This window comes from Pseudarthrobacter sp. S9 (genome assembly GCF_050156545.1).
Taxonomy (GTDB): domain Bacteria; phylum Actinomycetota; class Actinomycetes; order Actinomycetales; family Micrococcaceae; genus Arthrobacter.
Map to the genome: position 1 here is coordinate 536226 of NZ_CP189576.1, position 22501 is coordinate 558726.

The window sequence follows — 22501 nt, forward strand, 5'->3', positions numbered from 1 at the left end:
CGCGGTCCTGACGACGGCGGCTTCACGGCGGCGGCTTAACGGCGGCGGGACCGGTGGAGTGATCCACCGGTCCCGCCGCCGTGTTGCTTGTGCGGACTACTCGGAGAAGTCAGCGCCCTCTGCAGGAGCCGAGGCGTGAACGCGCTCGGTGTCGCCTGCGCCTTCCTCGTCAGCCACAACGGGAGACAGGGAGAGCTTGCCGCGGTCATCGATCTTGGTGATTTCCACCTGGATCTTCTGGCCCACGGAGACGACGTCGTCGACGTTGTCCACGCGCTTGCCGCCGGCGATCTTGCGCAGCTCGGAGATGTGCAGCAGGCCGTCCTTGCCCGGGGTGAGGGAAACGAAGGCGCCGAAGGTGGTGGTCTTGACGACCGTGCCCAGGTAGCGCTCGCCGATTTCCGGAATCTGCGGGTTGGCGATGGCGTTGATCGCGGACCGTGCTGCGTCGGCAGACGGGCCGTTCGTGGCGCCAATGTAGACCGTGCCGTCGTCTTCGATCGAGATGTCGGCGCCGGTGTCTTCCTGGATCTGGTTGATCATCTTGCCCTTCGGCCCGATGACCTCGCCGATCTTGTCAACCGGGATCTTGACCGCGATGACGCGCGGCGCGAACTCGGAGAGCTCATCCGGGGTGTCGATCGCGGAGTTCAGCACGTCCAGGATGTGCAGGCGGGCTTCGCGGGCCTGCTTCAGGGCAGCTGCCAGGACCGAGGCCGGGATGCCGTCGAGCTTGGTGTCCAGCTGGATGGCCGTGACGAACTCGGAGGTACCGGCGACCTTGAAGTCCATGTCGCCGAAGGCATCTTCGGCGCCGAGGATGTCGGTCAGGGCGGCGTAGCGGGTCTGGCCGTCAACCTGGTCGGAGACCAGGCCCATGGCGATACCGGCGACGGCGGCCTTCAGCGGCACGCCTGCGTTGAGCAGGGACAGCGTGGAGGCGCAGACGGAACCCATCGACGTCGAACCGTTGGAGCTGAGAGCCTCAGACACCTGGCGGATCGCGTAGGGGAATTCCTCGCGGGACGGCAGCACCGGCATGATGGCGCGCTCTGCGAGGGCGCCGTGGCCGATTTCGCGGCGCTTCGGGGAACCGACGCGGCCGGTCTCGCCGGTGGAGTACGGCGGGAAGTTGTAGTTGTGCATGTAGCGCTTGCGCGTCACGGGAGACAGCGAATCGATCTGCTGTTCCATCTTGAGCATGTTCAGCGTGGTGACACCCATGATCTGGGTCTCGCCGCGTTCGAAGATGGCCGAGCCGTGGACGCGGGGCAGAACCTCGACCTCGGCGGTGAGCTGGCGGATGTCCGTCAGGCCGCGGCCGTCGATGCGGATCTGGTCCTTCAGGATGCGCTGGCGCACAACCTGCTTGGTGACCGAGCGGAATGCTGCGGACAGCTCCTTCTCGCGGCCTTCGAACTGGCCCGCCAGCGAAGCGGTGACTTCGTCCTTGAGCTCGTCGGAGGCGGTGTCGCGTTCCTGCTTGTCGGCGATCTGGAAGACAGCGGCCAGCTTCTCGGCGGCAGCGGACTCAACAGCGGCGTAGACGTCGTCCTGGTAGTCCAGGAAGACCGGGAACTCGACAGTCGGCTTGGCTGCGCGGGCGGCCAGGTCCGACTGGGCCTCGCACAGGGCCTTGATAAACGGCTTGGCAGCCTCGAGGCCTTCGGAAACAACCTCTTCGGTCGGGGCGGTGGCGCCCTGTTCCTTGATCAGGTTCCAGGAGTTGTCGGTGGCTTCGGCTTCGACCATCATGATGGCGACGTCGTCACCTGCGATGCGACCGGCTACGACCATGTTGAACACGGCGTTCTCGAGCTGGGAGTGCTTCGGGAAGGCAACCCACTGCGAACCCTGCTCGTCGGCGACGAGGGCAACGCGGACGCCGCCGATCGGGCCGGAGAAGGGCAGGCCGGAAAGCTGGGTGGACATGGAGGAAGCGTTGATCGCGACCACGTCGTAAAGCTCGTCCGGGTTGATGGAAAGCACGGTGACGACGATCTGGACCTCGTTGCGCAGGCCCTTGACGAAGGCCGGACGCAGCGGGCGGTCCATGAGGCGGCAGGCCAGGATGGCTTCCGTGGACGGGCGGCCTTCGCGGCGGAAGAATGAGCCCGGGATGCGGCCGGCGGCGTACATGCGCTCTTCGACGTCGACCGTCAGCGGGAAGAAGTCGAAGCCTTCGCGCGGGTGCTTGCCGGCGGTGGTTGCGGACAGCAGTGCGGTCTCTTCATCGATGTAGACCATTGCTGCGCCGGCTGCCTGCTTGGCAAGACGGCCTGTTTCAAAGCGGATTACACGCTTGCCGAAGCGGCCATTGTCAATGACTGCTTCTGAGAACTGGATTTCGGGACCCTCCAAGAGAGTCACCTCCGTTTCATGGTTCACGGAGTCCAGCCGCATCAACCCAGTCCAGCATCTGTCTACTGGCCTGCACTGCACCCGGTCATCGATCGAGACCCACGGGCGGGGCTTCAGTCCTTGAAGCCGTTCCCGGGAATCACTACCGAGGACCGCGAATGCGTGATGCGGTTGATCCTCCTGTTTAGTTTTTTCCTGAAGAAGGCGGCCCTTTCCGTTCCGGAAGGGCCGCCCCTTAAAGCTGACTAGCGGCGCAGGCCGAGACGCTCGATGAGCGCACGGTAGCGGGTGATGTCAGTGTTCTTGAGGTAGGTGAGCATACGCTTGCGACGACCAACCATGGCCAGCAGACCGCGCTGGGTGTGGTAGTCGTGCTTGTGCTCCTTCATGTGCTCAGTGAGATCCTTGATCCGCTGAGTCAGGACTGCAACCTGGACCTCCGGTGAACCGGTGTCGCCCTCGGACGTTGCGAAATCCTTGATGATGGACTGCTTTACAGCGGCTTCAAGTGCCACGATAACTCCTAGAGATGTGCCGTGAGGCCCGAAACAGTAACTCACTGCCGGGGGTGCCGGTACCGGGGCCCCTCCAAAAGACAAGGCGTCCAATACCCAACAAGAACCAGCCGCCACGGACTGCAGCCGGAACCATCGCCAAGTTTACCGGCACGTCCCCAATCTTGTCGAAACAGCGGCGGATCAGCGGCGGAGCAGCCCCGCGGATCAACGCGACGGTACAGCGCGTCGGAACAACCGAGCTAGGCGGCGCGCCCGAGCAGTTCCCGGATTGCGGCCACGCCGCGGTACAGCTCGGCGAAGGAGGTGCTCAGCGGCGACAGGCCGATCCGGATGCCCTGCGGGGCACGGAAGTCCGGGATGACGTCCTTTTCCCACAGGGCGGCGGTCATTTCGCGGAAGGCCGGATGGTCCACGGTGATGTGGCTGCCGCGCAGCTCCGGATCCCGCGGCGTCGCGAGCTCGACGCCCGCCGGTGCGAGCCAGGCGTCGTGGAGCTCGACGGCGAACGCGGTCATCAGCAGCGACTTCTCCCGGACCGCGGCCATCCCCGCTTCCTCGAGCAGGTCCAGCGTGCCGCGCATGGCGAGCATGCCGAAGATTGCCGGGGTGCCGCTGAGGAATCCTCGGATGCCGGCGGCGGCCTCATAGCCGGGCGCCATTTCGAAGGAGTCCTTGCGGCCCATCCAGCCCCAGATCGGCTGCTGCAGGCCGGGCAGGTGCCTGGCGTTCACGTAGGCGAACGCGGGCGATCCCGGTCCCCCGTTCAGGTATTTGTAGGTGCAGCCTGCCGCGAAGTCGACGTCGGCGTCGTCGAGCGCGATTTCCACCGACCCGGCGGAATGGCACAGGTCCCATACCGCCAGCGCGCCGGCGTCGTGCACCGCGGCAGTGATCCCCGGCAGGTCCGCGAGGAAGCCGGAGCGGTAGGCGATCTGGCTGAGGACCACGACGGCGGTGGCCGGCCCGGTGGCGGCCCGCACCTGGTCGATGGTCACCCCGGAGGCGGGATCGGCGTCGATCCAGCGCAGCGTCAGGCCCTCCTCGCGGGCGATGCCCTCGATGAGATAGCGGTCCGTCGGGAAATTATCCGTGTCCAGCACGATTTCGGTCCGTGCGGGGTCCGTCACGGCGGCCAGCGCGGCGCGGATCAGCTTGTAGAGCACCACGGTGGTGGAGTCGGCAATGATGGTCTGGCCGGGCGCGGCACCGATGACGGCGCGGCCGAGCTGGTCGCCGATGGCCTGCGGCAGTTCCAGCCATTCCTCGTCCCAGCCCCGGATCAGCCGGCCGCCCCAGTTGTCCTGGATGAAGCTGCTGATGTCAGCGACGGTGCGCTTGAGCGGGCGGCCCAGGGAGTTTCCGTCGAGGTAGGACAGCTCCGTGTCCGTTCCGATGAAACGCTCCCGGTAGGCGGCCAGTGGATCGGCGGCGTCCAGTTCGAGGGCGCGCTGCCAGAGGGTGTCTGTGTTTCCAGTGCCCGTCGTTACGGTGTCCGTGGTCCCGGCGCCGCTCACTGGCCGATCTCCGTCCGCACGGCGAAGAGCTCCGGGAAGAAGGTCAGCTCCAGGGCCTTCTGGAGGAACGCGGCGCCGCTGGAGCCGCCGGTGCCTGCCTTCATGCCGATGGTGCGCTGCACGGTGCGCAGGTGCCGGAAGCGCCACAGCTGGAAGTTGTCCTCAAGGTCCACGAGTTCCTCGCAGGCCTCGTAGGCGCCCCAGTGGTCGGCGGCGTTTTCGTAGATGTACTTGAACACGGGGACCAGTTCCGGGCAGAACTCGTGCGCCTTGGTGACGTCGCGCTCCAGCAGGGACGCGGGGACGTCGAAGCCCTGGCGCTTGAGGTAGGCGAGGAAGTCGTCGTAGATACTCGGCGCTTCGAGAAGCTGGCGCAGCATCTCGTGGGCCTCGGGGTCGGATTCGAATACCGGGAGCATCTTGGCGTTCTTGTTGCCGAGGAGGAACTCGACCGCGCGGTACTGGCTGGACTGGAACCCGGAGGAGTTGCCCAGGAAGCCGCGGAACTGCGAGTACTCGGTGGGGGTGAGGGTGGCCAGCACGGACCACTGCTCGGTCAGCGTCTTCTGGATGTGCTTGACCCGGGCGATCGCCTTCAGGGCGGAGCCGAGGTCATCGGAGCGCAGCCAGGCGGCGGCACTGCGGAGCTCGTGCAGCACCAGCTTCAGCCACAGCTCCGTGGTCTGGTGCTGGATGATGAACAGCATCTCGTCGTGGTGCTCCGGTGTGCTGACGGGTTGCTGGGCACTGAGCAGGGTGGGCAACTGCAGGTAGGACGCGTAGCTCATCCGGGAACTGAAGTCGCGGACGATATCGCTGTCCAGCTCCCTCGTGTTTTTCTCAATGGTCACAGTCTTGCCTTCCTTGCCAAATGGCTGTGAATCAACCCGCGGATCAGGGTGCGGTTGACCCCGAATCGAAAAACCCGGATCGTCCCGCGAATCAGCGGGCGAACAGGATGTCGTGGGCCTGGACCACGTCCAGGCCCATCTGGACAACCAACGCCTCAGGCCCACGGTACGCCACCATGCCTCGGAGCCTGGAGACAAATTCCACCACTACAGTCTGGCCGTACAGATCGAAGTCGTCAGCGGATTCTTCCGGCCGGTCGATCACATGGGCCTCGACCTGCCGGCTGACGCCGTCGAAAGTGGGGTTGGAGCCCACGGAGATGGCGGCGGGCCAGCGGGTGCCCGCCTGGTCCACGAGCCAGCCGGCGTAGATGCCGTCCGCGGGGATGTACCCGCTCGCCTTGGATGCAAGGTTGGCAGTGGGGAAGCCGAGGTCACGGCCGCGCGCGGCGCCGTGCACGACTTCTCCGCGCATCCGGTGCGGGCGGCCCAGCACCGCAGCGGCGGTGGCGACGTCGCCCTCGCGCAAGGCCTCACGTACCCAGGTGGAGGAGCAGCGGCGGTCAGCGTCGCCGTCGTCGTGCGGGTCACCGTGCAGGTGATCGTGAAGATCACCGTGCAGCGGGAAGCCTTCAGACCCGAACTCGCTGATGACCAGCACCTCGAAGCCGAGCTTCTTCCCCAGTTCCTGCATGGTGGAGAGATCGCCGGAATTGCCGCGACCGAAGCGGGCGTCGTGGCCGATCACCACGTGGCTGGCCTTGAGGCTGCCGACCAGGACGGTGGCCACGAATTCTTCGGGTGTGAGGCTGGCGAGTTCCAGGGAGTACTTCATCACCAGCACGGCGTCGAGGCCGAGCTCGCCGAGGGCCACCAGCTTGTCCTCCAGTCCCATGATCAATTCAGGGGCTGATTCCGGACGGTGCACCTGCGCGGGGTGTGGATCAAAGGTGATCGCGACGGCGCGGGCGTGGTTCAGGCGGGCGGTGCGGATGAGCTGCGAGAGCACCTGCTGGTGGCCGCGGTGCACGCCGTCGAAGTTGCCGAAAGTGACAACGGAAGGACCAAAGTCCGCCGGGACTTCGGACGGATCGTTCCAGATGTGGACCATCAACCTCGCCTTTTGCTACCTGCCATGAACTCCTCCGGAGGGACAGCGCCGGCTCCGGAACTCTCTAAGATTACCCGCAATCACCATGGGCCCCCGACGGCCGGCCCAGCTGCCCCGGGTGGCCTTCCGCAAGCCGTTTCGCCCGGACTACGATTCAAGGGCGGCAGACCGGCGACGTCCGTGCGGGCGCCGTTTCCCGCGATGGCCGCGGCTGGATGCGCGGCCGAAGGAGTAGGACATGACTGAGCTCCACGACATCCTCGGGAGGATTCCCGTCGACCAGATTGCGGGCCTGCTCGGCACGGACCGCGCCACCGCCCGAGCCGCGGTGGAAGCCGCCGTGCCCACGCTCCTGGCCGGCCTGCACAACAATGTGCAGGCTCCCGACGCCGCAGCGCTGGAGTCCGCGCTCAGCCAGCACCAGGACGGACTCATCGACGGAGGCGTGGACGCCGCACCGGTGGACACCGCAGACGGTGAAAAGATCGTGAATCACGTCTTCGGCGGACAGCAGGACCAGATGGTAAGCCACCTCGCCGGGACCGCCCAGCCGGGCGGCGCAGGCGGTGAGCTGGTGCGCAAGCTGCTGCCGATTCTGGCGCCGATCGTGATTACCGTCCTACCTTGCGGGCAGGATCTTCGGCGGGAGTGGCGGCAGCGGCGGCCAGGCGGGCTCGGGCGAGGGGGCTCAGTCCGATGCTCCGGCGGGCGCCGGCCAGGCCGGTGGCATTGACCTCGGCGGCATCCTGGGTGGAATTCTCGGCTCGGCGGGTGGTGGCGCTGGCGGTGGCGCGGGCGGCGGCGGTGGCGGTGACGCGGGCCAGGGCAGGCTTGTCGGGCTCGGGCGATATCCTGGGCGGGCTGTTCGGGAAGTAGGCAGTTTCCGAATGAAACTTGCCACCGCTATTCACCACCTCTACGGGCTGCCGCGGGGACGGTCAACAAGCCGGCGGAGCATGCCGGTGAAGTCCTGCTGCCCTGCCTGCAAAGGGGTGAAGAACGAGCGGTCCGTTTCCTCGACGGCGAGGACGGCGGCGTTGGCGAGTTCGGCCCCCCTGCCGGTCACGAAGAGTGCCCTCGCACGGGAATCGGTGGGATGGCTGCTGCGCTTTATCAGCCCCTTCAGCTCCAGTGCGCGAAGAACCTGGGATGTCATCATCGGATCCGTGCCCGCGTGGTCCGCGATGGCGCGTTGGGTGATGGGCTGTTCGGCCTGAAGCCAGGTGAGTGAAGCCAGGAGCACGAATTGCACGTGGGTGAGGCCGAATGGCTGCAGTGCCGCCCGCTGTGCGGCCTGCCAGGCGTTCGTGACCCGCCACAGCATCAGGCCCGGGCTGTCGTCGGCGTCGGCGTATTCGCTGTGCAGCTGTTCCCTCATGCGTCCAGCTTCCCGAGAATACCGCCACCACGCAGCGCAGCCCCGCACAACCCAGTCCCGTGCAGCTCCGGCATGCACAACCCAGTCCCGCACATTGCGGACCGGATAATCGCCGCATCATCGAGTGTCAGCTCCACAAGTCCGCGGCGGAGCTGATAGCCCCAGTTCGGCGTGCTGGTCAGCCGCAGCCTGTCCTTGACGGCGTCGAGCTGTACGGGCCGGCTGCCCTCATAGCGGACCCGCCGCCGGTAGGGCGTGAAGGACCCCTTGCTGGCCGGCGGGATGACTTGCCAGATGACGTCATCGGCGATGGTACCGACGGCGGTGAACTGCCTCAGCGGGGTGGACTCCCCCAGGCGGCGGCTGGGTGAGTAGTAGATCAACGCGTCACCTTCCTGCATGCGGGCCAGGCCGCCACGTTTTCCATGGCCTATCTGGGCAATGCCCAACTCGACAGCCCGTTGCACGTGCTCCGCGGAGACGACGCCCAGCCACGCTTTCATGACTGACCCTCGGCGATCGCGACGAGTCGGTCCAGATCGGCCTGGGCCGAGTCCCGGAAGCCGGCTCCGAGGATCTTCGCCCAGATGAAGGCCAAGGGCCCCGAGATTGCCACGAGCACGTTGAGGTCCGTCCCGCTGCTGGTCGTTTCGGCGGTGTGCTGGAATACCAGCTTGGCGCCGGGAAGCAGGGTCGTGTCGGTGTATTCCCGGCCGGGGCGGCAGGCACTGATGACGAAGCTAGTCTTTGGTCCTCCAGCTGGCTTCATGGTTCCCCGGGTCCCTGTCCGGACCGGCCCGTCCAGCTTCACCCATTCGGTGTCCGGCGACCAGGACGGCCAGGAGTCGTGGTCTATCCAGCGTGCAAAGTAGGAATCCGCACTAGCAGCTGAGACGGCGTGGCCGCGGCCGAGTTCGATCATGAAAATAGTATGCGCGCATACTATCTACGGAGGCAATAGCCGCCGTTCTCACTTTTGGGCGTGGGAGCTCCGCCAGTTTCGACCGTGTGGGAACGCCGCGAAAAGATCAGCGGCAGGTGGATCCCCGGAAGGTGGCGCGCGAACCGTTTCGGCAGGTAGACGTGGATGACGGATCCCGTGCCGTCGCCAACGCGGTGAGCGGGTTCAGAGGCTTTCGGCCCGTCCCGCGATTGTGATCAGCTCCGCGAGCCAGGTGTCCAGGTCCCGTGACCGGCGGAAGACGATCACGGGCGGCATACCCGGGGCCAGCTGCATGTCCCGCATGACGCGCCGTTTCCGGGTGAAGGACTGGAAGTGCCACAGGATGATCGAATCCTTGGCGAACAGGTTGGTAAAAGTCTCCCGGTTTCCGTTGCAAACAGACTGCCGCGTCAGGATCCGCCGCAAGGACCGTCGCACCAGGGGGGCCAAGGAGAACCAGCGCGGATAGTCCAGAGCGACGACCAGCTCCGCCCGCTGCACGATGACGTCCCGCCACGTGCCATAGGCGCTGTCGAGGACCCAGCTGTCCAGGGCGGCGATGCCCGCGGCGATGTCCCGCTGCTCGGCGGCGCTGCGCTGCTGCCACTCCGGAAGCCAGCCGATATCGTCGTCGGCCGAGAACTCGGGCAGCCCCGATCTCGCCGCATAGGCGTGGGCAGCGGATGACTCGCCACTGCCCGTCACGCCATAGAAGAGGACCCGGGAAGGCGCGGCTGGGAAGTATTGCAAGGATACAAGCACAGCATGCCACAGGTTTGCGCGCAGGGTCTGGACCGTGTGCGCTCCGAGCGCTAGGTTCTGGAGATGCGGAGGCCAATTCGGATGGCGGTGGTGGGGATGCTGGCGTGCACCCTGACGGCTGGCTGCGGCCTTCTGCCCGGCACAACTACCGAAACCTGTGTCGATTGGGTCCGCTTTGAGACGGCCCAGGACCAGTTCCGTGACGCCGCCCTGGTCCTCATCGGCAGGCCCGTCGGTACCGATGGCGAGACCAGCATCTACGGCTACACGGCACGGGTCTATCGCGTGGAAGTAGAGTCCGTCCTCAAAGGCGAACCGGGTCCGGCACCGCTCCGCATCGCTTCGACCCCGACGACCTGCTCGCGCGGGGTCTCCTATCCGGACGGTGATCCGCTCAGCCGAGATCAACGGATGCTGATCTTCGCCAGCAAAGAGGACGGAGGCTGGTTCACGCAGACGCCTGCCCAGGGTGCCGTGCCGTTTCCCGAACGCACGCCACTCCCCTTCAGGACTGGCTGAGCAGAGCCGCCCGGCGCGGCGTCAGTCGAGGCGGAAGTAAAGGTTTCTTCGGGGCACCTGGCGCGGGTCCAGGTGCGGCGGCGGGATGAACCACGGGATCCCGGTCCGGATCTGGATGCTCCATTGTTCCTTGTGGATGAGGTGATGGTGGTGGCTGCACAGGAGTGTGCCGTTATCCGTGCTCGTGGTCCCGCCGCGGGACCAGTAGCTGATGTGGTGGGCTTCGCACCACGGTGCGGGGAGCGTGCAGCCGGGGAAGGCGCAGCCCTGGTCCCGTGCCGTGATGGCCTTGCGGATATGCGGCGGGAAAATCCGGGAGGTCCGGCCGATGTCCAGGATCTGGCCTTCGCCGCCGAGGAGGACCGGGATGATGTCGGCGTCGCAGGCGATCTTCCGGACCGTGGAGGCTGTGACGGGCCCGGTGAACAGCAGCGTGCCGGTGTGCTCCGGTGTCCGGCCCGCGGCGGCAGTGCCGCCTGCCGCCGTTCCGTCTGTGTGTCCCAGCCGGGCGAGCAGGTCCCGGTAGTCGATGGTGACCATGACCTGCGGGCGCAGTCCTCCGGCGGCGGGCAGCGAGCCGGCGGCGAGGGCCGCCTTGCAGGCCCCGACGAGGCCGTCGAGGAGTTTCTGCGGCCGGGAACGGAGGTCCAATCCCGCGGAGCCGGGCCCGCTTTCGGCCCCGCCGCTCACCCCAGCGATCCCACCTGACGTATCGCCGGACGTGACGGCTGACGTGCAAGCTGACGTGCAAGCTGACGTGCCGGCGGCCCGGTCCTGCCCGTCGGCGGGCACATCCGGCGCCGCTGTGCCGGTGCGGGGGTTGGCGGCGGTGTTCATGACGGTGAGGAGGTGTTCGAACTGGTCCGTGGTCGCGAAGATCTCCAGATGGTGGAGGCCGTGGCGGGTCCGGCGGACGAAGGCGCCCAGCTGGCGCAGCAGCTCTTCGGAGGGTTCGGCGCCGTCCTGGTCCAAGGCGTCGGTCCACCGCCGGGCGACTCGCACGAGGAAGTCGGGATCGTTCTCCGCGGCGGTGCGCGTCAGGGCGTGTTCCATCCGGGCCGCGGCGTCGGCGTCGCACGTGTGCCGGACGCGGTCCAGCGCCAGGGCGATGATGGTCGCGGCCCGGGACGCCACCGTGCCGGAGCTGACGGCGGCGCCGAGTTCCGCGCGCGCGGCCGGCAGCAGCTTCCCGGCGATGCCGTGGCGCGGCAGGAGGCTTTCGGCCAGGGACAGCCGGCGCCGGGCCTCCGTGGCGCTGATCCGCAGCCGCGCCCGCAGGAACTCCGTGGAGTTCCTGTAGCCGTCGTCCACAGCGCTGGCGGCGTCCATGCCACTTGGGCTGTCTGAAAGCCCGTCGGTGATGGAAGCTCCCTCGGGGCCGGCCGTTCCGTTGGTCGAATCGTCGCGCCAGCCGGTGGTCCAACCCTTGCTGCCCGACGCAACCGAAGCCGGGGCCTGTTTCCTGCTCCGGTCCACGGCGCCGGCCGCCACGATTTGAAGATGTTCTACGGTCCGGGAGAGTTCCTCGACCTGGCTGGCAAAGTCAGAGGCTGCGAGGAATCCCAAGGCCTCCGCGTCCTCCACCGCTGTCGAACCCACCGTTTGGAGCAAGGCCAGGGCGCCGTCCATGCCAGACTGCGTGTCCCGACAAGCGTCCTGACCCGTGTCAGCGAAGGCGGCGAAATCCCTCATGGCTTCCATAACTAAACTCTGCCAGAGGGGTACGACGGTATTAGCTGGCGGCACCAACCATCGGCCCGGGCCAATAGCCCCTGACGCCAGCCACGGCCGTCGCCGTCGCCGTCGCCACCCGATGACGGTGACTGCCCGTGGCAAACTGTACGGATGGACGGCGCCGCTACCCCGAAGCCCAGAACACTTCTCCCCGTAGAACCCCGACGGCCCTTTGGCCCGCGCGATCCGGGTGATGCCTGGGTCGAAGGCGACCGCGGAAGGTTCTGGGGACGCTTCGGTTCGGCTGGCCTCCTTGTTCACGACCCTGCCAAAGGCGTATTGCTCCAGCACCGCGCCACATGGAGCGACCACGGTGGAACCTGGGGGCTTCCCGGAGGTGCCCTGCACCAGGGCGAAGAGGCCCTGCTCGGGGCACTGCGGGAGGCTCAGGAAGAAGCGGCCGTGCCGCCGGAAAACGTCCGCGTCCTGTTCACGTCGGTGTTCGACGTCGGCTATTGGTCTTACACAACGGTCGTCGCCCAGGTGGTGGAGCCGTTCGAAGCTGAAATCAGCGATCCGGAGAGCCTCGAACTGCAATGGGTCCGGATTGACCGCGTCAGCGACAAAGAGCTGCACCCCGGCTTCGCCGCAGCGTGGCCGGCGCTTCGCAACAGACTGCTGCGCAACAGGCTGCTGGGCAATGACCTCCCGGGCGAGGACACAACGGACGGCTGAACACCGGCCGTTTCGCGGGGCGCACTCCGCAGGGAGCGTCAGGAGTCGGGGCGCTTAGCGCTTCTTCGGCGCCGGCCGCCGGCGGTACAGCCAGATGAGTCCCAAAATGGGCAGCAGGAGCGGAATGAAGCCGTAGCCGCGACCGAACAGGGACCAGACGGTTTCGTGCGGGAAGTTGACAGAGTCGAACACGCTCAACGCACCGACTACCAGCACGCCTATCAGCTCCACAAGGACTGCCGCTACGGAGACTTTGAACCACGTTCGGCCGGGCTTCGCGAGCGACACCGTGGCCACCACGTAGACGACGGCGGCGAAGGCGGACAGCACGTACGCCAGGGGCGCTTCCGAGAATTTGGTGAGAATCTGGTAGCCCGCCCGGGCCGTTGCCGAGATCGCGAACACGGCGTAGACGGCGATCAGCAGCCGGCCGGGGCCGGTGTTACGGGTGTCGGTCGACGCCGGGCCGGCGGCTTCGGGGGCCGCCCCGGCGGTGCTCCCGGTGTCCTGCTGCGAGGGTTTTGCCGTCACGTTCTCTGCCTCTTCCATGTCAGTACCAGATCTGGTTCATGCGGGCGGCCATCACCAGGGCGGTGACGCCGACGGCTGCCAGGACAAAATTGCTCCAGCGGGTGCGCTCCAGGATGGACCAGTACACGGCGCCGACCGGGAGCATCAGGGCCGTCACCAGATAGCCCCAGAATTCCCAGGGCTCCCCCGCAATCCGCTCCCCGCCGACGACCCGGACGATCGAACCGACCAGGTACACCAGCAGGGACAGTTCGACGGCGGCCACCGACAGGATCGTCGCGTCGTTGGGGGCCTTCTTCAGGATGCCGGCGGTGACGCAGACGATAGTAGAGAGCAGCCCGACCACGAGGATGATGTAGAAATAGGCGTCCACTACGGGTTTGCCTGCTGTTCGTCGGAGCGCTTTTCGTTGTCCGGCGCGAAGACCAGCACGGGCTTGGCGTAGCTTCCCGCGTCGGCGAGCAGCGCCACGAGCGTGCCGTCGGGCGCGAACGCGGCGGCCGGCTTGTCCGCGGTCGCGGCTTCCGGGGTCCCGGCGGCGGCCCCGGCCGCGATCCTGCGGCCGAAGGAGATCTCGGTGGTTTCCTCTTCGCTGAGTTCGCGGTTCGGCATGAGGGCGCGGGCTGCCTGGGACATTTCCAGGACGTCCAGCTCCTCGGCCAGCTGCTCGAGCGTGTGCGCCTGGTCGAGGCTGTACGGGCCCACCTGGGTCCTGCGCAGTGCGGTCAGGTGGCCTCCGACGCCGAGGGCGTCGCCGAGGTCGCGGGCCAGGGCGCGGATGTAGGTGCCGGAGGAGCACTCAACCGTGACGTCCACGTCCAGCGCCTCGCCGTCGCGCCCGCGGCGGACCTCGTGGACTTCGAAGCGGTGGATGGTGACCGGGCGGGCGGCCAGTTTGACCTCTTCACCGGAGCGGACCCGGGCGTAGGCGCGTTCGCCGTTGATCTTGATGGCGCTGACGCTGCTGGGAACCTGTTCAATCTCCCCGGTCAGGGCGGCGACGCCGGCCCGAACGGCTTCTTCGGTGATGGAAGCGGCGCTGCGGGTGGCAGTGACCTCGCCCTCGGCGTCGTCAGTCACCGTGGACTCGCCGAGTCGGATGGTGGCGGTGTAGGTCTTGGAAGTGCCCACGATGTAGGTCAGCAGCCGGGTGGCTTTGTTGATGCCGACCACCAGCACTCCCGTGGCCATCGGGTCCAGGGTCCCGGCGTGGCCAACCTTTCGGGTACCGGCGAGCCGCCGCATCCGCCCAACCACATCGTGGCTGGTCCAGCCTTGCGGCTTGTCCACTATCACCAGTCCAGAAAGCACGCTCCCCAGTATATCTGCGCCGGACCCGCCCCCGACGCCGGATCCCCTCCCACCGCCACTCCCCAGACTGCAGCCGGTTAGGATGGCAGACATGCCCGAGCTAGCCGCACATGTCCGCGACGTCCCGATCAACCAGATCCGAGAGATCACCGAAGCCGCCTGGGCTACGCCCGGCGCGATCGTGCTGAGCATCGGGGAGCCCGGCTTCGCCGTCCCCCGCCACGTCCTCGACGCCGGGATGGCCTGCCTGGACCGCGACGAGACCAACTACACGCCCAACGCCGGCATCCCCGTCCTGCGCGAGGCCTTCGCCGCCCGGTTCCGCGAACACAACGCGACGCCGGTCGGGGCGGACCGGGTCTACGTGGTCGACGGCGCCCAGCAGGGCCTGCACTTCGCGATGAGCCTGCTGCTCTCCCCCGGTGACGAGATCCTCATTCCCAACCCGGGCTACCCCACCTTCGCGATGACCAGCAGCCTGCTGCACGCCGTTCCCGTGCGGTACCCGCTCTACCCGGAGCATGACTTCCAGCCGCGGATCGAGGACATCGAGGCGCTCGTCACGCCGCGGACCAAGGTCCTGATCCTCAATTCGCCGTCCAACCCGCTGGGCGCCGTCCTGGGCGAGGACCTCACCCGCAGCCTGGTTGAGCTGGCCCGGCGGCACGATTTGTGGATCATCTCCGACGAATGCTACGAGGCGTTCACCTACGACGTCCCCCATATCAGCCCGGCCCGCTTCGACAGCGATGTCCCGGGCGAGGCGCGCGTTTTCACCTCGCTGACGCTGTCCAAGACCTACGGGCTGACCGGGCTCCGGATCGGCGCGTTGATCTGCCCGCCGGGGCTGGAGCAGAAGATGAACAACGTCATGGAGTCGATCGTCTCCTGTGTTGCCGCGCCGTCGCAGTATGCGGCGCTGGCGGCGCTGACAGGTCCGCAGGACTACGTCAGCCATGCCCACGCCCATTACCGGGCCAACCGGGATGCGGCCTCCGCGGTGCTGCGGTCACGCGGAATCCCCTATCTCACGGCCCAGGGCGCGTTCTATCTGTGGGCGGATGTTTCCCACGCGAGCGGCGGGGATGTCCGGGCCTGGGTCCGGCGCTTCCTGGCCGACTCCGGGGTGTCCTTCGCCCCGGGCACCGCGTTCGGCTCCATAGGCGAAGGCTGGATCCGGATTGCGCTCTGCGGCAGCCAGGCAGACCTCGTGGAGGGCCTCGGCCGGCTCCCCCGAGCGGCGGGAGTGACGGTCCGGGCCTGACGGGTCCATAGCCCCTACCGCCGGAACGCCACGGGCCCGTACCCTGACCACACGGCGCTTTCCGCCGGACGTGCTTGCGTTTTCGGCCAAGGGGGTACATCGTGTGGTGGCAAGACTTGCTGTGGGGTTTCTGGAACGGACTCACGGCCTGGATCGTGCTGATCGCCCACGTCTTCGGGGCCTGGAGCGAATTCACCTTCTACAACTCGGCCCGCTCCGGAAACTGGTACGACTTCGGCTTCCTGCTGGGCATGGGATCGCCCGTACTGGGTGGACTGGGCGCCCGCGCGGGCCGGTCCCGGCGCTGACGGGCTCACATCATTGCCTCGTCAATGCCGGCCGCCGGCCCGACAACGGAGCGGTCACCCGAGGTCGGGGGCCAGCGCGCCGTCGAGCCAGCTGCGGAGGGCCGCCGCCGGCGGCGCTCCGGCCTGACGGGCCACCACCGTCCCGTTCTTGATGACGAGCAGGGTTGGAATGGCCTGCACATCGAAGCGCCGCGACAAGCCCGGCGACTTGTCGACGTCGACCTTGACGAGCTTGACCTTGCCGGCCCGTTCCTGTGCCAGCCTGTCCAGCACAGGGCTGACCATGCGGCACGGTCCGCACCAGGCCGCCCAGAAGTCGATCAGCGCCGGAACCGCGGACTGCTCCGCCACAACAGGGAAGTCTGCATCGCCTGCCTCCACGATCCACGGCAAATCCTTGCGGCAGTTGCCGCAGCGCGGGTGGCCGGCGGCAGCCGCCGGAATCCGGTTCGTCTTCCCGCACTGGGGGCACTTAATCAGGCCGGAGTCCACGGCCCGCCGGTGCCTTCCCGCTTGCCAGCAGTCATGGTTCCATGGGACGCCAACGACCGGGTTCGGGCATAGAGTCAAAAGTCCCGCGGACGCGCGAGGGGTCCGTTGCCGGTTCAGTATTGCGTGCGGTCCGGGTTGTCGCGCCATGCGTGGAAGGGCAGATCCGACGCCTGGACCTCTGTTTGGCCCACCGGCATCAGCTCCGGGCGGGTCCCGTCGAAATACTCGTAGAAGAGGGCGTCGTCGAAGCCGGCGGCGGCCGCTCCGTGCCGGTCCGCTGCGAAGTAGACCCGGTCCACGCGGGCCCAGAGGGCCGCGGCCAGGCAGAGCGGACACGGCTCGCAGCTGGAGTACAGCACAGACCCGCTGAGGTCGAAGTTGGCGGACGCGGCGGCCGCCCTACGGATCGCCACGACTTCGGCGTGGGCTGTGGGGTCGTTGTCCTGGGTCACCCGATTGACGCCGTCGTGGGTCCGTCCGTCCGCGGTGACGATGAGCGCCCCGAAGGGACCGCCGCCGTCGGAGACGTTCCGGACGGCTAGCAGGATGGCCTGGTTCAGGAATTCCCCGATGACGTCAGGGGTTGGCGGTGTGACCATGGTCCGATCATAGCGATGATCCGTGCCGGCGACGCGAGGCATCGACTTCACTGCCGCAAAGGAATATAATCCGCCCGTGGAGGCAGCCTGGATTCCGGCTGCAGTCCCCGCATATTCACCCGGTCTCATCGGTCTCAAGGCTGTGGATTCTTTAGCACCGCCACAGGAGCACGCCATGAGAAAACACATGTCATTGCTGGCCGCGGCCGCCACCGCCGCGGTGTTCTTCTCGACCGGCACCGCGGCTGTCGCCGCCTCGGACCAGCCACCGCCGGGCACCCTCGCGGACGGCCTGGTCGGCCCGCTTCATGTCAGCGCCGGCCGCCACGGCTCCGTGACCGTAAGCGAAGAGTTCGCGGGCCGGCTGACACGGATCGACGCTCACGGCGCGAAGACGGTCATCTACTCGAACCCTGACTGGGACGTCGCCGGTAACGCCCAGCAGGGGTCGACGACGTACTTCCTGGAGAGCCAGGGCGCCGGGCCCGAGGACTCGCGTCCCCTCGCCGGCCACGTCCGGAGCATTGACGAGGACGGCCACCAGCGCGCATTCGGCGACTTCGCGGCACTGGAAAAGGACCACAACTCCGACAGGGACGCCCACTATGGTTTCCGCGATCTGCCGGCACCATGCGCGGCGCAGCTGTCGCCTGAGATCCCGGCCGCCTACACCGGCGAAGTGGACTCCCATCCCTATGGAATCACCGTCTCCGGCCACACGGCCTACGTTGCCGACGCGGGCGCCAACAGTGTGGTGTCGGTGGACATACGGAGCGGGAAGACGAGCACTGTCGCCGTGCTGCCGCCCCGGCCGTTCAAGATCACGGCCGCAGCAGCGGCCGCCAGCCACCTGCCGGATTGAGTCGTGGGCCGGAGCTACGCGTTTGAACCGGTGCCGACGGCTGTGGAAGTCGGACCGGACGGCCGGCTGTACGTCTCCGTGCTCCCGGGCGGCCCGGAGGACCCTGCCCTTGGCGCCCGGGGAGCCGTCTTCAAGGTGGACCCGGACAGCGGCCGGGTAAAGCTGCTCGCTGACGAGGTCATGTCCCCCACCGGCCTGGCCGTGGACGACGACGGCGATGTGTTCGTCGCGTCCCTGTTCGGGAAGGGCGTCCTCAAGATCGACGGGCACTCCGGCAAGCAAAGTGTCGTGCTCAGCGCGTCGTTCGCGGCCGACGTCGACCTCCAAGGCTCCACTCTGTACGCCACCGTCAATGCGCTGCCGCCGGAGGGCGCCCCGGCTGCGCCGCCCAACGGCCAGGTTGTGACCCTGAACCTGAGGCACGGATCGAACAATCGCGACACTGAGTCCTAAGTAGGGTCCTAAGTAAGGACCCAGGACAGGACATAGGAATGGCCGGACCCGTCGCCGGGCCCGGCCATTTCACTGCGGATTCGTCTGCGATCTGCGGTCCTACTTGTTGCTGTCCTCATCGAGGTCGTCGTCGTCGAGAAGGTCCAGGTCCTCTTCGTCGAAATCGTCCTCGTCAAGCTCCACGTCCTGGGGAGTGTCGCTCTTGTAAGGATCGGCGTCGCCGGCGTGGCTGGCGCCCGCGGCGAGTGCGGCCACTTCGGCGTCGCGCTTCTTCGCTGCCCTGAGCAGTTCCTCAAGGTTGGAGGCATTGACCGGGATCTGGTCGGCCACGAACTCAAGGGTGGGCGTGAGCCGCACAGTGATATTGCGGCCGACTTCCTGGCGGAGCACGCCCTTGGCCTTCTCCAGCCCCTTGGCCGCCTCGGCCTGGACCAGTTGGTCGCCGAACACCGTGTAGTAGACCGTGGCATGCTGCAAATCGTTGGTCACGCGGGCATCCGTCACCGTAATGCCCTCAAGCCGGGGATCCTTGACCCTCCGGCCTAAAGCCTCCGCAACAACAACCTTAATCCGCTGCGCCAACTTGGCAGCCCGTGCGGGATCAGCCATTTCCACTCCTAAAGTCTTGCGTACGACGGCGCGGTGGCGGCTGGCGTACACGTGTTGGGTTATTGCCACGCGCCTAAGGCGAGTCTACGACGGACTCCCGTTGGTTTTTTTCCGGCGGCCTGGGAGTGGCATCGGGCCTGTCGGAGCCGGACGGTTTGCGATCGCAGATCGAAAACCGTCCGGCGAAGGGGCGGGGCCGCCGGAAATAATCCAACGGCCCCGCACCTTTACTTCACTGACTTCTTAGACGCGCGGCTTTTCGCGCATCTCGAAGGTCTCGATGATGTCACCCTCGTTGATGTCGTTGAACGAGCCAAGACCGATACCACACTCGAAGTCCGTGCGGACCTCGGTAGCGTCGTCCTTGAAGCGCTTGAGCGTCTCAACGGTGAGGTTCTCGCCGATGATCTTGCCGTCGCGGCTGATGCGGGCCTTGGCGTTGCGTCGGATAACACCCGAGCGCACGATCGAGCCTGCAATGTTGCCGAACTTGGAGGAACGGAACACTTCGCGCACCTCGGCGGTGCCAAGCTGGACCTCTTCGTACTCCGGCTTGAGCATGCCCTTGAGGGCCATCTCAATGTCATCAATTGCTGCGTAGATGACGGAGTAGAAGCGCATGTCCACGCCTTCGCGGTCTGCCAGTTCGGCAACACGCTCGGCGGGCTTGACGTTGAAGCCGATGATGACGGCGCTGTCGACCGTTGCCAGGTTGACGTCGTTCTGCGTGATCGCACCGACACCGCGGTGGATGATGCGGAGCTGGACGCCTTCGCCGACGTCGATCTTGAGCAGCGCGTCCTCGAGGGCTTCCACGGCACCGGACACGTCACCCTTGAGGATGAGGTTGAGGGTGTCGATCTTGCCTTCGGCGACGGCCTGGTCGAAGTCTTCCAGGCTGATGCGCTTGCGGCGCTTGGCCAGGGCGGCGTTGCGGTCTGCGGTTTCACGCTTCTCGGCGATCTGGCGGCCAGTGCGCTCGTCAGCGGTCACGAAGAAGGTGTCACCGGCGCGCGGGACGTTGGACAGACCCAGGACCTGCACGGGGCGGGACGGGCCGGCCTCGGTCAGGACGCTGCCGTCGTCGTCGAACATCGCACGGACACGGCCGTGGGCCGTGCCTGCCACGATGGTGTCGCCGACGTGCAGTGTGCCGGACTGAACCAGGACGGTGGCCACGGAACCGCGGCCCTTGTCCAGGTTGGCTTCAATCGCGATACCGCGGGCATCCTTGTTCGGGTTGGCGCGCATGTCCAGGGCGGCGTCCGCGGTGAGCAGGACGGCCTCGAGCAGCTCGTCGATGTTGAGGTTCTGGCGGGCAGAGACCTCCACGAACATGGTGTCGCCACCGTACTCTTCCGGAACAAGGCCGTACTCGGTCAGCTGGCCGCGGACCTTGTCCGGGTTGGCGCCTTCCTTGTCGATCTTGTTCACGGCCACGACGATCGGCACGTTGGCCGCCTGGGCGTGGTTGAGGGCCTCAACGGTCTGGGGCATGACGCCGTCGTCCGCTGCGACCACCAGGATGGCGATGTCGGTGACCTTCGCACCACGGGCACGCATGGCGGTGAACGCCTCGTGGCCCGGAGTATCGATGAAGGTGATCTTGCGATCGATGCCTTCGTGCTCGTGGCTGACCTGGTAGGCACCGATGTGCTGCGTGATGCCGCCGTGCTCGCCCGCCATGACGTCGGACTTGCGGATGGCATCCAGCAGGCGGGTCTTACCGTGGTCAACGTGACCCATGACCGTGACGACCGGAGGACGTGCCTCGAGGTCTTCATCGCCTTCGGCTTCCAGCTCGGCATCGAAGTCGATGTCGAAGCCGGAGAGCAGCTCGCGCTCCTCGTCCTCCGGCGACACGACCTGCAGCTTGTAGCCGAGCTCCTCGCCGAGCAGTGCGAAGGTCTCTTCATCCAGCGACTGCGTGGCCGTGGCCATTTCGCCGAGGTGGAAGAGGACGGTCACCAGTGCGGCGGGGTTCGCCTCAATCTTGTCGGCAAAGTCCGTGATGGACGAGCCACGGCGAAGCCGGACAACGGTGTTGCCGTCGCCGCGGGGCACGCTTACGCCGCCCAGCGACGGAGCACTCATCTGCTCGAGTTCCTGACGCTTGGCACGCTTCGACTTGCGCTGCTTGCCACGGCCTGCGCCGCCCTTACCGAAGGCACCCTGGGTGCCACCGCGACCACGGCCACCCTTGCCGAAGCCACCGCCGGCCGGAGCGCCGCCACCGGCACCGGGAGCACCGGCACCTGGAGCGCCACCGGGACGGCCGGGACCGCCTGCACCGCGGCCGCCACCACCGGGACGACCTGCGCCAGCCGGTGCGGGACGTTCGGTGCGGTTAGGCATCATGCCGGGAGTCGGACGGTTTCCGCCGGCTCCGGGACGTGCGCCGGGAGCGCCGGCCGGACGCGGAGCGCCCGGACGTGCACCCGCTGCGCCGCCGGTGCGGGGGGCACCCGGACGGGGACCTCCTGCGCCAGCTGCGGGACGCGGGCCGCCGGGGCGTTCGCCCTCGGTACGGCTTCCGCCCGGACGGGGCATGCCCTGGGACGGCGCGAACGGGTTGTTGCCCGGACGCGAGGGACGATCGTTGTCGCCGCCGCGGCCCCGGGGCATGCCCTGGGACGTGGCGAAGGGGTTGTTGCCGGGACGGGGACCGCCCGGACGCGGTGCCGAGCCGCCCTGGCGTGCCTGAGCAGCCGGGGCTTCCGCCTTCGGGGCCGGCCGTGCGCCGGGCTTGATGCCCGTCGAGGGGGCGGCCGGAGCCTGGGCAGCGGGAGCAGCCGGGGCCTGGGCAGCGGGAGCAGCCGGGGCCTGGGCAGCGGGAGCAGCCGGAGCAGCGGGGGCTGCAACGGTCGCGGCCGGAGCCGGGGCTTCAGCCTTGGCTACTCCAGCCGCCGGCGCTGCGGGCGCAGCCGGGCCCGGCGCAGGCGCCGGACGGGTGGCTGAGGGGCTGGCGGACGCCTGAGGGGCGGACGCCGGCGCTTCGGACTTCGGAGCTGCTGCTGCGCCGGGGAAGGCGTTGCGGAGTTTCCTCACAACGGGGGCCTCAATGGTGGAAGAGGCGGAGCGAACGAATTCGCCCAGTTCCTGCAGTTTGGTTACTGCATCTTTGGAAGTAATACCGAGCTCTTTAGCGAGCTCATGTACGCGGACCTTGGCCACATTTCTCCTGTCTCGGTCCGCACCGAGCCAGGCACGAACCGTCTACTTCTTACTGCGGGCCTCCGCCGCGAGTGCAGCTGAAAGGCCCATTGCAGAGCGCAACAAAGTTGTCATCGTTGCGCACTCATCGCTGGGAACTCATCGGGTTTCCATCAGTTTTCTGACCCGCTTTCAGGTTGGACGGTTGTTGCTGCGGCCACCGGGGTGTCCACGGCTTTCGTGCCAGCCGTTATCCGGCGTTCAACATCGACTGTTCCGGCAGCGCCGTTGAGGGCGCGACCGAACGCTCGACGTTTGACCGCCAGTGCCAGGCACTTCTCGCTGGGGTGCAGCCATGCTCCCCGGCCAGCCATCCGGCGTCGTTCATCCACTACGACGGCGGATGAACCGCTGCCGTCGGCGACGAGCCGGAGTAGCTCAGACCGCGAGCCCTTTTGTCGGCATCCGATACAGGTGCGCTGCGGCTGATTCCCGAGGGGTTGCACGTGTGCCACTTACGAGTATCTTCCTGCCAGTACATATCTGTGCCCCG

At 67.1% G+C, this 22501-nt stretch carries 23 protein-coding genes and 1 pseudogene; 6 read left to right on the plus strand and 18 right to left on the minus strand.

Features of this window, described 5'->3' with window-relative positions:
* Positions 1 to 96 precede the first annotated feature (96 nt).
* From ACQCSY_RS02535 to ACQCSY_RS02555, 5 genes are all read right to left on the minus strand, one after another.
* Complete coding sequence (locus tag ACQCSY_RS02535; RefSeq protein ID WP_427135627.1) at positions 97 to 2361, minus strand: polyribonucleotide nucleotidyltransferase; 2265 nt, start codon at positions 2359 to 2361, stop codon at positions 97 to 99.
* A gap of 245 nt (positions 2362 to 2606) precedes the next feature.
* On the minus strand, positions 2607 to 2876 hold the full coding sequence (gene rpsO / locus ACQCSY_RS02540) for a 30S ribosomal protein S15 (protein ID WP_136323410.1): 270 nt from the start codon (positions 2874 to 2876) through the stop codon (positions 2607 to 2609).
* A gap of 242 nt (positions 2877 to 3118) precedes the next feature.
* A complete protein-coding gene (gene kynU / locus ACQCSY_RS02545; protein ID WP_427132917.1) occupies positions 3119 to 4393 on the minus strand; it encodes a kynureninase in 1275 nt (424 codons plus the stop codon).
* Positions 4390 to 5244 (minus strand): tryptophan 2,3-dioxygenase, encoded by an 855-nt coding sequence (gene kynA / locus ACQCSY_RS02550; protein WP_427132919.1) that lies wholly within the window; start codon positions 5242 to 5244, stop codon positions 4390 to 4392. Before kynA ends, kynU begins: the two co-directional genes overlap by 4 nt.
* A gap of 91 nt (positions 5245 to 5335) precedes the next feature.
* Positions 5336 to 6355 carry a bifunctional riboflavin kinase/FAD synthetase gene (locus ACQCSY_RS02555; protein WP_427132921.1) on the minus strand — a complete coding sequence of 340 codons (1020 nt, stop codon included), beginning with the start codon at positions 6353 to 6355 and terminating at the stop codon, positions 5336 to 5338.
* Between the two features lie 238 nt (positions 6356 to 6593).
* Here ACQCSY_RS02555 and ACQCSY_RS02560 point away from each other — a divergent pair, with 238 nt between their 5' ends.
* The gene (locus tag ACQCSY_RS02560; RefSeq protein ID WP_427132922.1) at positions 6594 to 7088 is read left to right on the plus strand and encodes a DUF937 domain-containing protein; all 495 of its coding nucleotides are present in this window, start codon (positions 6594 to 6596) and stop codon (positions 7086 to 7088) included.
* Positions 7089 to 7271: 183 nt separating this feature from the next.
* Here the strand turns inward: ACQCSY_RS02560 and ACQCSY_RS02565 are convergent, their stop codons facing one another.
* The 4 genes from ACQCSY_RS02565 to ACQCSY_RS02580 form a co-directional block, all read right to left on the minus strand.
* Positions 7272 to 7733: a MarR family winged helix-turn-helix transcriptional regulator gene (locus tag ACQCSY_RS02565; protein ID WP_427132924.1), complete on the minus strand. Its 462-nt coding sequence runs from the start codon at positions 7731 to 7733 to the stop codon at positions 7272 to 7274.
* Entirely contained in the window at positions 7730 to 8236 is a 507-nt protein-coding gene (locus ACQCSY_RS02570) for an EVE domain-containing protein (protein WP_427132926.1), read from the minus strand. The genes ACQCSY_RS02565 and ACQCSY_RS02570 overlap by 4 nt, the downstream gene beginning before the upstream one ends.
* Positions 8233 to 8655 (minus strand): SRPBCC family protein, encoded by a 423-nt coding sequence (locus tag ACQCSY_RS02575; RefSeq protein ID WP_427132928.1) that lies wholly within the window; start codon positions 8653 to 8655, stop codon positions 8233 to 8235. The genes ACQCSY_RS02570 and ACQCSY_RS02575 overlap by 4 nt, the downstream gene beginning before the upstream one ends.
* Before the next feature lie 204 nt (positions 8656 to 8859).
* On the minus strand, positions 8860 to 9426 hold the full coding sequence (locus ACQCSY_RS02580; protein ID WP_427132930.1) for an adenylate kinase: 567 nt from the start codon (positions 9424 to 9426) through the stop codon (positions 8860 to 8862).
* Positions 9427 to 9501: 75 nt separating this feature from the next.
* On the opposite strand from ACQCSY_RS02580, the gene ACQCSY_RS02585 reads away from it, so the two are divergent.
* Entirely contained in the window at positions 9502 to 9957 is a 456-nt protein-coding gene (locus tag ACQCSY_RS02585) for a hypothetical protein (protein WP_427132931.1), read from the plus strand.
* A gap of 21 nt (positions 9958 to 9978) precedes the next feature.
* On the opposite strand, the gene ACQCSY_RS02590 is transcribed toward ACQCSY_RS02585, so the two are convergent.
* Positions 9979 to 11658 (minus strand): DUF222 domain-containing protein, encoded by a 1680-nt coding sequence (locus ACQCSY_RS02590; protein ID WP_427132933.1) that lies wholly within the window; start codon positions 11656 to 11658, stop codon positions 9979 to 9981.
* A 144-nt stretch (positions 11659 to 11802) separates the two neighbouring features.
* Here ACQCSY_RS02590 and ACQCSY_RS02595 point away from each other — a divergent pair, with 144 nt between their 5' ends.
* Positions 11803 to 12366, plus strand: a complete 564-nt coding sequence (locus ACQCSY_RS02595; RefSeq protein WP_427132935.1) for an NUDIX domain-containing protein — start codon at positions 11803 to 11805, stop codon at positions 12364 to 12366.
* 54 nt (positions 12367 to 12420) lie between these two features.
* Here the strand turns inward: ACQCSY_RS02595 and ACQCSY_RS02600 are convergent, their stop codons facing one another.
* The 3 genes from ACQCSY_RS02600 to truB are packed head-to-tail and all read right to left on the minus strand — an operon-like array spanning position 12421 to position 14208.
* Positions 12421 to 12915, minus strand: coding sequence for a hypothetical protein (locus tag ACQCSY_RS02600; protein WP_427132936.1), 495 nt, complete (start codon positions 12913 to 12915; stop codon positions 12421 to 12423).
* 1 nt (position 12916) lies between these two features.
* Positions 12917 to 13270, minus strand: a complete 354-nt coding sequence (locus ACQCSY_RS02605; RefSeq protein ID WP_427132938.1) for a hypothetical protein — start codon at positions 13268 to 13270, stop codon at positions 12917 to 12919.
* Positions 13270 to 14208 carry a tRNA pseudouridine(55) synthase TruB gene (gene truB / locus ACQCSY_RS02610; protein ID WP_427132940.1) on the minus strand — a complete coding sequence of 313 codons (939 nt, stop codon included), beginning with the start codon at positions 14206 to 14208 and terminating at the stop codon, positions 13270 to 13272. The genes ACQCSY_RS02605 and truB overlap by 1 nt, the downstream gene beginning before the upstream one ends.
* Positions 14209 to 14299: 91 nt before the next feature.
* Here truB and ACQCSY_RS02615 point away from each other — a divergent pair, with 91 nt between their 5' ends.
* Entirely contained in the window at positions 14300 to 15472 is a 1173-nt protein-coding gene (locus tag ACQCSY_RS02615) for a pyridoxal phosphate-dependent aminotransferase (RefSeq protein WP_427132941.1), read from the plus strand.
* Between the two features lie 101 nt (positions 15473 to 15573).
* Positions 15574 to 15780, plus strand: coding sequence for a hypothetical protein (locus tag ACQCSY_RS02620; protein ID WP_427132942.1), 207 nt, complete (start codon positions 15574 to 15576; stop codon positions 15778 to 15780).
* A 54-nt stretch (positions 15781 to 15834) separates the two neighbouring features.
* Here ACQCSY_RS02620 and trxA read toward each other — a convergent pair whose 3' ends face one another.
* Together trxA and ACQCSY_RS02630 are read right to left on the minus strand one after the other, a co-directional pair.
* On the minus strand, positions 15835 to 16272 hold the full coding sequence (gene trxA / locus ACQCSY_RS02625) for a thioredoxin (protein WP_427132944.1): 438 nt from the start codon (positions 16270 to 16272) through the stop codon (positions 15835 to 15837).
* A 113-nt stretch (positions 16273 to 16385) separates the two neighbouring features.
* Complete coding sequence (locus ACQCSY_RS02630; RefSeq protein WP_427132946.1) at positions 16386 to 16871, minus strand: nucleoside deaminase; 486 nt, start codon at positions 16869 to 16871, stop codon at positions 16386 to 16388.
* A gap of 187 nt (positions 16872 to 17058) precedes the next feature.
* Here ACQCSY_RS02630 and ACQCSY_RS02635 point away from each other — a divergent pair.
* Positions 17059 to 18186 (plus strand): annotated as a pseudogene (locus ACQCSY_RS02635) (ScyD/ScyE family protein).
* Positions 18187 to 18285: 99 nt separating this feature from the next.
* Here the strand turns inward: ACQCSY_RS02635 and rbfA are convergent.
* From rbfA to ACQCSY_RS02650, 3 genes are all read right to left on the minus strand, one after another.
* On the minus strand, positions 18286 to 18795 hold the full coding sequence (gene rbfA / locus ACQCSY_RS02640) for a 30S ribosome-binding factor RbfA (protein ID WP_427132948.1): 510 nt from the start codon (positions 18793 to 18795) through the stop codon (positions 18286 to 18288).
* Between the two features lie 243 nt (positions 18796 to 19038).
* Positions 19039 to 21969 carry a translation initiation factor IF-2 gene (infB, locus tag ACQCSY_RS02645; RefSeq protein ID WP_427132950.1) on the minus strand — a complete coding sequence of 977 codons (2931 nt, stop codon included), beginning with the start codon at positions 21967 to 21969 and terminating at the stop codon, positions 19039 to 19041.
* A 152-nt stretch (positions 21970 to 22121) separates the two neighbouring features.
* A complete protein-coding gene (locus ACQCSY_RS02650) occupies positions 22122 to 22463 on the minus strand; it encodes a YlxR family protein (protein ID WP_427132952.1) in 342 nt (113 codons plus the stop codon).
* Positions 22464 to 22501: the final 38 nt, after the last annotated feature.

What these genes read in the sequence shown, in the direction of transcription:
- ACQCSY_RS02555 (WP_427132921.1), bottom strand. Translation starts at nt 6,355, where the DNA reads ATGGTCCACATCTGGAACGATCCGTCCGAAGTCCCGGCGGACTTTGGT.
- ACQCSY_RS02560 (WP_427132922.1), top strand. Translation starts at nt 6,594, where the DNA reads ATGACTGAGCTCCACGACATCCTCGGGAGGATTCCCGTCGACCAGATT.
- ACQCSY_RS02565 (WP_427132924.1), bottom strand. Translation starts at nt 7,733, where the DNA reads ATGAGGGAACAGCTGCACAGCGAATACGCCGACGCCGACGACAGCCCG.
- ACQCSY_RS02570 (WP_427132926.1), bottom strand. Translation starts at nt 8,236, where the DNA reads ATGAAAGCGTGGCTGGGCGTCGTCTCCGCGGAGCACGTGCAACGGGCT.
- ACQCSY_RS02575 (WP_427132928.1), bottom strand. Translation starts at nt 8,655, where the DNA reads ATGATCGAACTCGGCCGCGGCCACGCCGTCTCAGCTGCTAGTGCGGAT.
- ACQCSY_RS02585 (WP_427132931.1), top strand. Translation starts at nt 9,502, where the DNA reads ATGCGGAGGCCAATTCGGATGGCGGTGGTGGGGATGCTGGCGTGCACC.
- ACQCSY_RS02590 (WP_427132933.1), bottom strand. Translation starts at nt 11,658, where the DNA reads ATGGAAGCCATGAGGGATTTCGCCGCCTTCGCTGACACGGGTCAGGAC.
- ACQCSY_RS02595 (WP_427132935.1), top strand. Translation starts at nt 11,803, where the DNA reads ATGGACGGCGCCGCTACCCCGAAGCCCAGAACACTTCTCCCCGTAGAA.
- ACQCSY_RS02600 (WP_427132936.1), bottom strand. Translation starts at nt 12,915, where the DNA reads ATGGAAGAGGCAGAGAACGTGACGGCAAAACCCTCGCAGCAGGACACC.
- ACQCSY_RS02615 (WP_427132941.1), top strand. Translation starts at nt 14,300, where the DNA reads ATGCCCGAGCTAGCCGCACATGTCCGCGACGTCCCGATCAACCAGATC.
- ACQCSY_RS02630 (WP_427132946.1), bottom strand. Translation starts at nt 16,871, where the DNA reads ATGGTCACACCGCCAACCCCTGACGTCATCGGGGAATTCCTGAACCAG.
- rbfA (WP_427132948.1), bottom strand. Translation starts at nt 18,795, where the DNA reads ATGGCTGATCCCGCACGGGCTGCCAAGTTGGCGCAGCGGATTAAGGTT.